Below are 13319 nucleotides of genomic sequence, written 5' to 3'. Positions count from 1 at the left end.
CTAGCGTGGCTTTTTTACAAATGTCTGAAATTAAAGTTTAGTGGCCTGCCTCATGCGCTGCAAGCGCCGCCATATTAACCAAATCAGATACAGTCGCGCCTATGGGGACAATCTGCACCGGTTTAGCAAGCCCGACCAAAAGCGGACCAATCACTTCTGTTTCACCAAGCACAGGCATGAGTTTCGAAGTAATATGAGCAGAATGCAGTCCCGGCATTACCAACACATTTGCAGGGCCGGACAGACGGCAAAACGGATAGAGCGCCATAATGTCTGGATTAAGCGCAACATCGGCAGACATTTCTCCATCATACTCAAAATCAAGCTCTTGCTGGTCCAGCAAACGAACGGCTTCACGAACCTGCTCAGCCGTTTCATGGGCAGGGTTGCCAAAGTTTGAATAAGATAGCAGTGCAACGCGTGGCTCATGTCCAAGACGCCGCGCAACTTCTGCACTTTGTTTGGTAATTTGAACAAGCTCTTGGGCATTTGGAAGCGTAGTAACCGCAGTATCGGCCAAAAACACCGTGCGTTCGCGCCCAACGGCAATGGAAACACCAATCGGTTTTTCACCTTCTTTTGGATCAATAACCTTGTTGATTTCCTTGAAAGATACAGAAAAACGCCGCGTGGTACCTGTAACCATGGCATCTGCATCCCCATTTGCCACCATACAGGCTGCAAAGATATTCCGATCGCGATTTACCAATCGAACGCAGTCCCGATACAGATATCCCTTACGTTGCAAACGTGAATACAGAAAATCATAATAACGTTCCCGATCTTCCATTTCGTAAGCGTTATAAATTTCAAGCGCTTCGTCAATTTCAATGCCCAACTGGGACATCGTATCACGGACAACTTCCTCACGGCCAATAAGGACCGGCTCCCCATATCCCGCTTTTTTAAACTCAAGCGCGGCGCGAATGACTTTTTCTTCCTCACCTTCAGCGAAAATGACCCGGCGCGGAGCCGCGCGAACTTCGTCCATAATCAATTGCAATGACCCAGCGGTTGGATCAAGCCGTGCGCGCAGTTCGTTGCGGTAAGCTGTCTCATCGACAATTGGTTTTCGAGCCACACCACTATCCATGGCCGCCTTGGCAACCGCTGTTGGGACATGGCTGATCAAACGAGGGTCAAAAGGAACCGGGATTATGTAATTGGGGCCATAAACAGGACGATTACCTTTATAAGCTGCCGCCACCTCATCAGGAACATCTTCGCGAGCGAGTTCCGCCAACGCTTCTGCAGCAGCAATCTTCATTTCCTCGTTGATGGTAGTTGCACGCACATCCAGTGCACCGCGGAAAATGTATGGGAAACCCAATACATTATTCACCTGATTTGGATAGTCCGAACGACCAGTTGCCACAATTGCATCACCGCGAACTTCAGCAATCTCCTCGGGCCGAATTTCCGGATCAGGATTTGCCATGGCGAAAATTATTGGCTTTGCCGCCATATCCTTGACCATTTGCTTTGTCACTGCATCTTTAACTGACAAGCCCAGGAAGATGTCAGCACCAACCATCGCCTCTTCCAGTGTCCGCGCTTCAGTTTCCACTGCATGCGCTGATTTCCACTGGTTCATACCATTTTCACGTCCCTTGTAAATGACGCCTTTAGTGTCACAGAGAATAGCATTATTATGTGGCAGACCCATGGCCTTGATCAGTTCAAGACATGCGATAGCCGCAGCGCCCGCACCATTGACCACAACCTTGACATCCTTGATTGTCCGTCCTGTCAGATCGAGCGCATTAATAACCCCTGCTGCACAAATAATGGCGGTCCCGTGTTGATCATCGTGAAAAACGGGTATATCCATCGCTTCACGCAACCGCTGCTCAATGATAAAGCATTCAGGTGCTTTAATATCTTCCAGATTTATGCCGCCAAAACTTGGACCCATCAGACGCACTGAGTTTACAAACTCATCAACATCCTCAGTATCAAGCTCAAGATCAAAGCAATCCAGATCAGCGAAGCGTTTAAACAGAACCGCTTTACCTTCCATTACAGGTTTTGATCCAAGCGCGCCCAAATTTCCAAGGCCAAGAACAGCGGTTCCGTTTGAAATTACGGCAACCCGGTTGCCTTTTGTTGTATAGTCATAAACCGTGTCAGGGTCTTCAGTGATTGCAAGGCAAGGAGCTGCAACCCCCGGTGAATAAGCCAGTGACAGATCTTGCTGGGTTGCAACTGCCTTCGTTGCAACAATTTCAAGTTTTCCGGGCTTACCTTGCGCGTGATAGCGCAACGCTTCATCATATTGGCTGGAATCCCGCTTGTCGCTCATTTCACTTTTCCCTCAGCATACAGCATATTTTTCGATTTAATCCCCAACACATTTTTTTTGACAAAGCTGTTGGCAAAACCGGCGTCTGTGATAGTTTTCCATCATGCCTACAATAGTCAAATCAAAGTCGCAACAGAATAAGTCAGTAACCCCAATGATGGCCCAATATATGGCTATCAAGGAAGCACACTCTGACAGTCTCCTATTCTACAGAATGGGGGATTTCTATGAACTGTTTTTTGAAGATGCCGTTATCGCTGCGAAGGCACTGGATATTGCCCTAACCAAGCGGGGCAAGCATAATGGCGACGATATTCCTATGTGCGGTGTACCTGTTCATTCTGCCGATGGGTATTTGCAACGCCTAATCCGTCAAGGGCACCGTGTCGCCGTAGCTGAACAAACCGAAAGCCCGGCTGAGGCAAAAAAAAGAGGGCACAAGGCTGTAGTCGCTCGAGAAGTTGTCAGACTGGTTACACCTGGCACCATTACGGAAGACAGTCTTCTGGACTCCAGATCTCATAACTATTTGGTGGCAATTGCACGAGCGGCAAAAGACTACGCTTTGGCTTGGCTCGATATGTCTACAGGTGATTTCCAGACAGCTGCAGTGGCATTGGAAGAAATTTCAACGCAGCTTTCAAGGCTAAATCCCGGAGAAATTCTTATCTCCGATTTATGGCTTGATGAACCCTCCATGCAACCCGCATTATCTGACTGGGACAGCCAGCTAACACCATTACCATCTGCACGGTTCGATAGCCAAAATGGTGAACGGAGGCTGAAGGATCTTTTTGAAGTAAGCGCACTTGATGCGTTTGGACATTTTGGTCGCGCGGAGCTAGCGGCTTGTGGATCTTTGGTTGATTATGTGGAGCTGACCCAAAAAGGTAAATTCCCTTTAATTAAACCCCCCATCCAACAGCCCAGCAATGACATAATGGCAATTGATGGAGCCACAAGGCGAAACCTTGAACTTGTCCGAACCATGTCAGGTGAAAGGAAAGGGAGTCTGCTCTCTACAATTGACCGGACAATTACAGGGGCTGGTGCCCGAAAACTCGCTGCTGATATTTCAAGCCCTCTTACAAATGTAGCGCAGATCCAGGAACGACTGGATATGGTTGCCTATTTTCAGGCGGATAACAGTCGGCGGGAAAAAGTGAGAGAAACCCTCAAGAAATGTCCGGACATTGAACGTGCGCTTTCGCGTCTTTCACTCGGTCGCGGCGGACCGCGGGACATGGCTGCGATTAGAGATGCGCTCGCCGAAACGGCAAATTTACGTTCCTATTTAGTGTTTGATGACCTTACGGGACCCGTCGAGGGGATCAAAACAGCGTCCGAACAACTGGGCTTTCATGCCGAGCTGGTTGATGAGTTAAAAAAAGCACTTTCGGCGGAACTGCCTCTGCTTGCAAGGGATGGGGGTTTTATTGCGAAGGGGTATCGTCTGGATCTGGATGAGCTCAAGACATTGCGGGATGAAAGCCGCAGGCATATTGCAAACCTGCAAGCCCGCTATTCTGAAGATACAAAAATCCCATCGCTTAAGATCAAGCATAATAATGTATTGGGTTATTTTATCGAAATCACGCCTCGATTTGCAGACAATATGACGAATGGATACATTCACCGTCAAACCATGCAAATGCCATTCGATATACACCGTTGAACTGGGGGAGCTGGAGGATAAAATTTCAAGAGCTGCCGATCGGGCTGTCGCACTTGAGCTTGAATTATTTGACCAGCTTCTGAAAAAAATAACGCAAAACGGACCGCAAATATTGGCCGCCGCCGAAGCCATGGCAAAACTCGATGTGGCCGCAAGCCATGCTGAACTTGCCGTCAGTCAAAATTTCACCAGACCAATTGTTGATAACAGTCTGGCGTTTAACATTAAAGGTGGCCGGCATCCTGTGGTCGAGGCAGCGCTTAATGCTACAAATGAAGGAAGTTTCATTGCCAATGACTGCAACCTGGATATTGATAACCGGCTTTGGCTCCTGACCGGCCCCAACATGGCAGGTAAAAGTACCTTTCTCAGGCAGAACGCCGTCATTGCTATTCTTGCACAGATAGGAGCTTACGTCCCGGCTAATAGCGCGCATATAGGTATAATTGATCGCCTGTTCAGTCGGGTTGGAGCCGCCGATGATCTCGCTCGAGGCCGATCAACATTTATGGTTGAAATGGTAGAAACTGCGTCAATTCTCAATCAGTCAAGTGAAAGGGCGCTCGTCATTCTGGATGAGATTGGGCGCGGCACGGCTACATTTGACGGTTTATCCATAGCGTGGGCAACGGTCGAGCATTTGCATGACATAAATAAGTGCAGAGGACTGTTTGCAACTCATTATCACGAATTAACAGCTCTTTCAGAGAAGCTGACCGCTCTTTCAAATCACAGCATGAAGGTTCGAGAATGGCAGGGAGATGTTATCTTCCTGCATGAAGTAGGAGCTGGATCAGCCGACCGCTCTTACGGAATTCAGGTCGCAAAACTCGCGGGACTTCCCAAAGCGGTTATCACACGTGCTGAGTCAGTGCTAACCCATCTGCAGGAGAAAGATCAAAAATCAGGGACCAGCAAGCTTGTTGATGACCTGCCCTTATTTGCCTCAGTAGTGGAAAATAGCGAAGAAAGCCAAGTATCAGAGAAATCGTCCGAGATTGAAGAAAAACTGAAAGAATACAACATAGACGACATGACACCCCGTGAAGCGCATGCTCTGCTTTATCAACTAAAAGACTTGATCGGCGCATAACACAGGTGACAGATTGGTCCGCTGGCGTTAATCTGCCACCACAATAAAAAGAAAATATAGGAAAAAAGCATGTTCGACCTTTCAGGCAAAAACGTTCTCATTACAGGATCCAGTAAGGGCATTGGCAAAGCAATTGCACACCAAATGGCATTACAGGGTGCTAAAGTCACCATTTCAAGCCGCAAGGAAGACGTTTGCAACGAAGTTGCAAAAGAAATAAACGAAAGTCTTCCTGAAGGTTCAAGCGGCGGGGCGGTTGTAATTCCATGTAATATCAACTCCAAGGAAAGCCTTCAAAACCTTGTCGATCAAACCCATGAAAAGCTCGGACAGATTGATGTGCTTGTTTGTAACGCGGCACTCAACCCGTTTTTTGGCTCTTCAATGGATATTCCAGACGATGCGTTTGACAAGATCATGTCCGCAAACATCAAATCCAATCACTGGCTGTGCAATATGGTTCTGCCAGAGATGAAAAAACGCAAAGACGGCTCTATAATCGTTGTTTCATCCATCGGCGGTTTGAGAGGCTCACCTGTTCTGGGTGCCTACAGCATTTCAAAAGCCGCTGACATGCAACTGGTTCGAAATCTAGCGGTTGAACATGGCGCAGATAACATCCGGGTAAATGCAATTGCTCCGGGCCTCATTAAGACCGATTTTGCGCGGGCTTTATGGGAAAATCCAGAAATTCTCAAGAAAGCCACGTCACGGGCACCTTTGCAAAGAATTGGATTGCCCGAAGAAATTGCGGGAATGGCCATTTATATGGCATCAGACGCAGGCACGTTTATGACGGGCCAAACCATCACCATTGATGGTGGCCAGACGATTACTTAATATCTCAGACGGTTTGGGGGAGGTTTATCCTCCCCTTTTTAAATCAGGATATTAAGTCCAGAAAACACAATCAGCTTTGCGATAGAAAATCGCTGATTAATCCGGCAGCAACAATAAACATCATAATTGCGACCAATAAATCCAGCACTCTTGCCCCCGCCGGATGCTTCATAAAGGGCGCCAAGGCAGTTGCCCCAAATCCAATGGTAAAAAACCAAACGAACGATGTCGCAATTGCTCCTGACAGAAAATACAGACGCTCATCAAACGGATAGCTGGACGCAATGCCTCCCAATAATATAACCGTGTCCAGATAAACATGGGGATTTAAAAGACTAAATGCCAATGTCATCAGAGCCGCCCGCTTCAGACTGGACGTAGATTTCACGTCGCTAAAGGACTGGCTTTGCTGCGGTTTCGCCGCCCGATAGAGAGACATCGTCCCATATACGAGCAAAAAAGCTGATCCGCCTATCGTGGCAATTGTTATCGCAAGTGGAAAGGCTGCGATCAAACTTCCTAACCCCAATGCCCCCAAGGCAATAAGAGTAGCATCTACAATTGAGCTGATCAGTACAACTACGAGTACCCGATCACGCGCCAGACCCTGCTTGATAACAAACATGTTTTGGGCGCCAATCGCAATAATCAGGGCACCGCCAAGAAGCGATCCGTTTATCAAAGCAGACAAATACATGAAATTTGCAGATTAAAATATCTATGGAGGAATTGGGAAGCATTTACTAACTTATGTTATACAGAAGCAGGTAATTCATTACAACCGGCCTTAAAGCGCCAAAATCGGAACTCCAAAATGAGAAAAATCCCGAACCGCCGAGAGATCATTGACCGCAAACAGGTGGTCGCAGAAATCGCTGAGATGGCTCAGCGATATGCACCAGATAGTACGGATTTCAGGGCTGCGTTGTTAAAAACATTAAAGTCTGCGCTCACGTCTGGTCAACAGGTGGTTAAAGACCGGTTTATGAAAAGCAATAAAGGCAGACCCTCCATGTATGCCTACGCCTTTCTGGTAGACCAGGTCATTCGAACAATTTACGATTCTGCCACGCAGTATGTTTACCCTCTTAATAATCCAACTTCAGAAGAGAAACTCTCTCTTGTCGCTGTCGGTGGCTATGGTCGCGGGGAGCTTGCTCCACACTCGGATGTGGATTTGCTGTTTCTGTTTCCATACAAGCAGACTCCGTGGTCTGAGCAGATAATCGAATATTGCCTTTACCTGCTTTGGGATCTCGGATTGAAAGTGGGTCATGCCACCCGCAACCCTGATGAATGCATCCGGTTGGCCAAAAACGATATCACCATTCAGACGGCACTTCTGGAGATGCGTTATATCTGGGGCGATCAGGATCTGGCCAATGAAGTCAGGAGTAAATTTAAGAAGGAAATCATTCCGGGTAACAGCCGAGCTTTCATCGACGCCAAACTCAACGAACGTGATGAACGCCACAAAAAATTCGGTAACTCAAGATATGTTGTAGAGCCCAATATTAAAGAGGGCAAAGGAGGCCTTCGCGACCTGCAAACTCTCTTTTGGCTCGCCAAGTTTGTCTATAGCACCAATGATGTTTCCGAATTACAGGCAAACGGGGTTTTTACGGAGACAGAGCGGAAGAAATTTACCAAAGCCTCCAATTTTTTAAGAACAGTGCGATGCCACCTGCACTATCTGACCAATCGCCCCGAAGAACGACTGACGTTCGATGTCCAGAGTGAACTTGCGAAAAGGTTGGGGTACACCGATCACGCAGGCACATTAGGCGTAGAGCGTTTTATGAAACATTATTTCCTTGTCGCCAAAGATGTAGGTAACCTAACCCGTATCTTCTGTGCCAACCTTGAAGCGGAACAACAAAAAAAGAGCCGCTTGCCAATTCCCCGCTTTGGTCTGCTCCGCCGAAAACTGGATGGGTTTCTTGTCGATGGGGGCCGACTAAATGTTCAAACCGATGAGGACTTTAAGGAAGACCCATTGAAAATTCTGGGGTTGTTCCATCTGGCTCAACAAAAAGACCTTGATGTGCATCCCAACGCCCTCAGGCTAATTCGGCAAAATCTTAAACTCATCAACAAGAAACTGCGCAGCGAGCCGGAAGCTAACAAGATGTTTCTGGAGATGCTGACTTCGCGAAAAGACCCGGAAACCACTTTACGCCGCTTGAGTGAAGCTGGTGTGCTCGGCCGTTTTATCCCTGATTTTGGCCGTGTCGTAGCGCAGATGCAACACGATATGTATCACGTTTACACAGTGGATGAGCATACTATTCGTGCTATTGGCATACTTGCTCAAATCGAAGATGGACTACTCGCGGAAGAGCATCCTTTGAGCCACAAAATCATGCCTAAAATTTTGTCTCGGCCCGTACTCTACGTGGCCGTCCTGCTACATGATATTGCCAAGGGGCGCGGCGGTGATCATTCTGTCTTAGGTGCAGAAGTTGCGGACAAACTATGTCCCAGACTTGGTCTGAGCGAGTCAGAGACCGAGACTGTTTCCTGGCTTGTGCGGTATCATCTATTAATGAGCAACACAGCGTTCAAACGGGACTTGGCCGACCCAAAAACCATTGAGGATTTCGTACAGGTTGTTCAAAGCCCCGAACATTTGAAGTTACTTTTGATTCTAACTGTTGTTGATATCCGCGCAGTTGGACCAAATGTCTGGAATGGCTGGAAAGGGCAGCTGCTTCGTGAGCTTTATTACGCAAGCGAAACAGCCTTGACCGGTGGACACACTTCAGAAGGACGTGCAGAACGAGCCCGCCACATGCAGGAAATTCTGAAGGAAACGCTAAATGGTTGGAATGATGATGAAATTTCCGCACATATGGAAAGATTCTATGAGTCTTACTGGTTAGCCAACAGCCTTGAGACGCAACAGGCACATGCCGAATTAATTCGCAAAGCCATCAAGCAAAACACTGTTCTTACAATCGATGCCAAAAGCGATCCCTTCCGCGCAGTTACAGAAGTAACCGTCTATACACCTGATCACCCTGGACTGTTTGCAAGAATAGCCGCTGCCATGTCTATTTCAGCCGCCAATATTGTGGATGCTAAAATTCACACGACAACCGATGGAATGGCGCTGGACACATTCTTTATTCAGGACGACGAAGGGAACGCATTTGACCGCGGCGACAGAATTGCGAAACTGAAAAAAACAATTGAAGACACACTGAAAGGAGAAATCCACGCGCGTAAAGAGTTAAGTCAAAGGACAAAAAATTCACTACCTAGCCGCACACGCGTATTTAAAGCGACACCTTCGGTTCTGGTAAACAACGCAGCCTCAAACATCCATACAGTTATCGAAGTCCGTGGCCGAGACAGAAATGGGCTACTAGCAGATCTTACACGTGCACTGTTTGAATTATCACTCTCAGTCTCTTCTGCCCATATTTCCACATTTGGCGAGCGTGTTGTGGACGTTTTTTACGTCAAAGACATGTTTGGCCTTAAAATCACCAACAATGTGAAGATAGCATCCATCGAAGAGAAACTAATGTCGGCTTTGAGTGGCTCTTCAGATGGAGCAACACAAAACCAGAACGCTAAAGCAGCGCAAAGAGCCGCCAGTTAAAGTGCTAAATGTTGGGGGAGGCGGGCTTTGAGTCTCGTTAAATCAGTCGTTACTGTAGGTGGGTTCACCATGATCAGTCGTATTCTGGGCTTTATCCGGGATATCCTGATCGCTGTAGTGTTGGGTGCTGGGCCAATTTCAGACGCCTTTTTTGTAGCCTTTAGAATTCCAAACATGTTTCGCAGGCTTGTCGCTGAAGGAGCTTTTTCTGCAGCATTCGTCCCTCTTTTTGCTCGGCAGATTGAAGAGGAATCAAAAGAAACCGGTTTAAATTTTGCCTCTCATGCTCTTGGGTTTTTAACTGGGTTTCTCACCTTATTCTCCTGCTTGTTCATGATTTTCATGCCCTTCCTGATGCAGTATCTGGCACCGGGTTTTGAAGTCGGGGGTGATCGATTTGAGCGTGCGGTCCTATATACTCGCATCACTTTCCCATACCTCATGGCAATGTCCATTGTGGCACTTTTGGGGGGCGTATTAAATGCCTACTATAAGTTTGCAGCGATGTCGGCCGCACCAATTCTGCTAAATATTATTCTTATCTCTGTATTGATCGTGCAATTGGTCTGGCTAGACTCAGATCCGGGACTCGCCCTGTCAATTGGAGTTACAATCGCAGGTGTCGCTCAAGTCGCCTATCTGGTTATTGCCTGTAAACGCGAAGGCGTTCTTCCTCCCATTATCTGGCCGCGTTTTACCGAAAAAGTTCGCAGACTTTTCAAGTTGATGCTACCCGGTCTGCTTGGTGCGGGCGTCCTTCAGATCAACATCCTTGTTGGAACCATTATTGCTTCGTTATTGGCGACAGGTTCCATATCGTACCTATATTACGCTGATCGAGTATATCAGCTACCGCTTGGTGTTATTGGCATTGCTATTGGAACAGCCTTACTTCCCATGCTAACCCGGCAGCTACGTAGTGGAGTTGAAGCACAAGCTAATGCCAGCATGAACAGAGCTGTAGAGCTTTCCATGTTATTGACCTTACCAGCCACGGCTGCGCTCATGACAATCGATGTCCCGATCATATCCGTTTTGTTTGAACATGGAAAATTTGACTCGCTAGCCACGCAAACCACCGCAGAAGCGCTCGTCGCATTCGCAAGTGGACTTCCCGCATATGTATTAACGAAAGTCTACGCACCCGGTTTCTTTGCACGCGAAGACACCACAACACCTGTAATAGTTGGTGTGGTGGCAATGATTTTGAATATCGTTTTAAGTCTGATCCTCATTGACACATTCGCACATGTAGGAATAGCGATTGCAACCTCGCTGGCAGCCTGGCTGAACGCTGGGACCTTGCTCTTGTTATTGTTGATAAGGGGTCACCACCGCATGGATATTCGGCTGCTTAAACGAGTTTCTGGTGCGCTTTTGGCTTCTGCTCTGATGGTCGTATTTTTAAACTTCACAGCAGATTTTCTAAAAGATCAGTTACTCGCGAATGACCTGTTGACGAAAGTTGCCAGCCTTGCATTACTCATCCTTGGTGGAGGATCAATATATGCAATCACAAGCCTTTTGTTCGGTGCCGCGCGAATTTCGGAACTAAAGACAATGCTAAGGCGAACACCACAATCATAAACAGTTGACGTATATCAAGGCGCCTGCAATAAATCCCTTCCCCTTAACTCCAGCTCGGCCAATGTCTCAAGAGGAGCATTGAACAACCGGGCCGTGTCCAAAGCGTGAGGAGCGTTTTTTATGTCTCGTATTTTTTCTGGTGTTCAGCCAACTGGTAATTTGCATTTGGGTAATTATCTGGGTGCAATCCGCAACTTTGTTCGTCTGCAAGATGATTATGAATGCATCTACTGTGCAGTCGACATGCATGCCATTACTGTCTGGAAAGATCCCAAAGAGCTTCGCAGTAACATTCGCGAGGTGGCCGCAGCCTATCTGGCATCTGGTGTAGATCCCAAAAAGTCCATTGTTTTTGCGCAAAGCGCTGTTGCAGCTCACGCGGAACTAGCCTGGATTTTCAATTGCGTCGCACGCCTCGGCTGGTTGAACAGAATGACCCAGTTTAAAGAGAAAGCTGGAAAAAATCGGGAAAACGCTTCAGTTGGCCTTTATGCCTATCCAAATTTGATGGCTGCGGACATTCTAGTTTACAAAGCCACACATGTCCCCGTGGGTGAAGATCAAAAACAGCATCTGGAGCTCACTCGTGATATTGCGCAAAAATTTAACAATGATTACGAGATTGAATTATTTCCATTGGTGGAGCCTCTCATCTTTGGTGAAGCAACGCGCGTAATGTCACTGCGGGATGGTTCTAAAAAGATGTCGAAATCTGATCCTAGTGATTATTCACGTATTACATTGATGGATGGGCCGGACGAAATTTCCAAAAAACTTCGAAAGGCAAGAACTGATCCCGAACCTCTTCCAGAGAAACTGGAAGACCTTGAAGGTCGGCCAGAGGCTGCAAATCTTGTGGGTATTTATGCAGCTCTTGCGGATAAAACACGTTCAGAAATCCTGCAAGAGTTCGCCGGTTCACAGTTTTCAACTTTTAAACCCGCATTAACAGAACTCGCCGTTGAAAAATTCGGTCCAATTGGCAGTGAAATGAAGCGGCTGATGGACGACCCATCCTACGTTGACAGCGTTTTAAAAGATGGCGCTGAGCGGGCTCGAGCCATTGCAGCTCCCATCATTCGTGAGGTTAAGGAAGTTGTTGGTTTTCTGACCGACTGATATGCAATTGGTGGAGCAGGTCTTGTATAGGCTGCTCCACCTCTTACATTTTGGTTATCATGCTGAAAGCAAAACAGGGAAAATGGCCATGAGTGAAATTGGAACCGGGGATAGCACACCAATTAGCCGTAGAATTTCGCTCCAGGGTCATGTTGGAAAATTCTTTATTGGCATATTTGGGGCCATCTTTCTCTATTATGCCATTGGAATGATCTGGATCCATAAAGTCGATGATGATCTGAAATTTACGCCTGCTGAACATAATCAGACAGCCGGTGGCAGTAGGGCGGTTGAAGTGGCCGCGGGTCTCATCGACAGAGAAATCAACATAAATAGCTGGACTTCAAATGATCCGTTTTTCATGCCAGCTGCCCTGCTGGATAACATGCCCAACTACCAACAGGGCATTATCTCGGCGCTTGCCCGGTTCAGTTTTGAACTTACAGATCAGATAGGCCGAACAAGAGGATCCAGCCAGACAGATGTGGATCTTCAAAATGCGGCGGGCTTACTTCAATATGCAGGCGACGTCTGGAGCTGGGATCCGACAGTTTCACTTCTGCCAACAGCCTCTTCTGAAAAACAATATGAAAAAGCTCGCAAATCTTTGATTTCGTATAATCAACGATTGGCTGAAGGCCGCGCAGTTTTTGAAAAACGCGGGGACAATCTACTGGCAACCATCGACCGAATTGCACTTGATATAGGATCCTCCACTGCTGTCATAGACAAACACATCGCGGAACATTCAGGCGCTTACATTGATTTTGAGGCAGATGATCTTTTTTATGGCTTTAAAGGTCAGGCCTACGCTTATTATATGATCCTCGACGCACTCGCCAAAGACTACGAAACTCTCATTCGCGAGCGAGAGCTGGGTAACGCCTGGGGTCAAATGCTGGGTAGTTTTCGCTCGGTTGTTGAACTTGACCCCTTTGTGATATCCAACGCCAAAAACGATGGTCAACTTTTCCCGAACCACCTTGCTGTACAGGGCTTTTATATCCTTCGGGCGCGAACGCAACTTCGCGAGATCAGCAACATTCTCTTGAAATAGAGCTAATCTTGATGGCAGGATGGGATCGAGGAAACCAAG

7 protein-coding genes and 1 pseudogene are annotated in these 13319 nt (G+C 47.3%); 6 read left to right on the top strand and 2 right to left on the bottom strand.

Going from position 1 to position 13319, the window contains the following annotated elements:
- Nucleotides 1-37: 37 nt before the first annotated feature.
- Entirely contained in the window at nt 38-2302 is a 2265-nt protein-coding gene (locus JCM23214_RS26230) for an NADP-dependent malic enzyme (RefSeq protein WP_025897544.1), read from the bottom strand.
- A gap of 103 nt (nt 2303-2405) precedes the next feature.
- Here JCM23214_RS26230 and mutS point away from each other — a divergent pair.
- Together mutS and JCM23214_RS03350 are read left to right on the top strand one after the other, a co-directional pair.
- A pseudogene (gene mutS / locus JCM23214_RS26905) lies at nt 2406-5070 on the top strand (DNA mismatch repair protein MutS).
- Nucleotides 5071-5139: 69 nt separating this feature from the next.
- A complete protein-coding gene (locus JCM23214_RS03350; protein ID WP_025897543.1) occupies nt 5140-5910 on the top strand; it encodes an SDR family NAD(P)-dependent oxidoreductase in 771 nt (256 codons plus the stop codon).
- A 70-nt stretch (nt 5911-5980) separates the two neighbouring features.
- Here JCM23214_RS03350 and JCM23214_RS03345 read toward each other — a convergent pair whose 3' ends face one another.
- A complete protein-coding gene (locus tag JCM23214_RS03345; RefSeq protein WP_037492568.1) occupies nt 5981-6607 on the bottom strand; it encodes a LysE/ArgO family amino acid transporter in 627 nt (208 codons plus the stop codon).
- Here JCM23214_RS03345 and JCM23214_RS03340 point away from each other — a divergent pair.
- The 4 genes from JCM23214_RS03340 to JCM23214_RS03325 all read left to right on the top strand — a co-directional run bounded on the left by JCM23214_RS03340 (nt 6539) and on the right by JCM23214_RS03325 (nt 13280).
- Nucleotides 6539-9517 (top strand): [protein-PII] uridylyltransferase, encoded by a 2979-nt coding sequence (locus JCM23214_RS03340; protein ID WP_267879369.1) that lies wholly within the window; start codon nt 6539-6541, stop codon nt 9515-9517. The genes JCM23214_RS03345 and JCM23214_RS03340 overlap by 69 nt on opposite strands.
- A 27-nt stretch (nt 9518-9544) precedes the next feature.
- A complete protein-coding gene (gene murJ / locus JCM23214_RS03335) occupies nt 9545-11104 on the top strand; it encodes a murein biosynthesis integral membrane protein MurJ (protein ID WP_025897539.1) in 1560 nt (519 codons plus the stop codon).
- A 120-nt stretch (nt 11105-11224) separates the two neighbouring features.
- The gene (gene trpS / locus JCM23214_RS03330) at nt 11225-12223 is read left to right on the top strand and encodes a tryptophan--tRNA ligase (protein ID WP_025897538.1); all 999 of its coding nucleotides are present in this window, start codon (nt 11225-11227) and stop codon (nt 12221-12223) included.
- A gap of 88 nt (nt 12224-12311) precedes the next feature.
- Nucleotides 12312-13280 carry a DUF2333 family protein gene (locus JCM23214_RS03325; protein WP_199899261.1) on the top strand — a complete coding sequence of 323 codons (969 nt, stop codon included), beginning with the start codon at nt 12312-12314 and terminating at the stop codon, nt 13278-13280.
- The last annotated feature ends 39 nt before the right edge of the window (nt 13281-13319 follow it).

Origin of the sequence: Sneathiella glossodoripedis JCM 23214, from assembly GCF_000616095.1 — a bacterium.
Lineage (GTDB): Bacteria > Pseudomonadota > Alphaproteobacteria > Sneathiellales > Sneathiellaceae > Sneathiella > Sneathiella glossodoripedis.
This window is presented reverse-complemented; position numbering and strand designations above follow the sequence as displayed.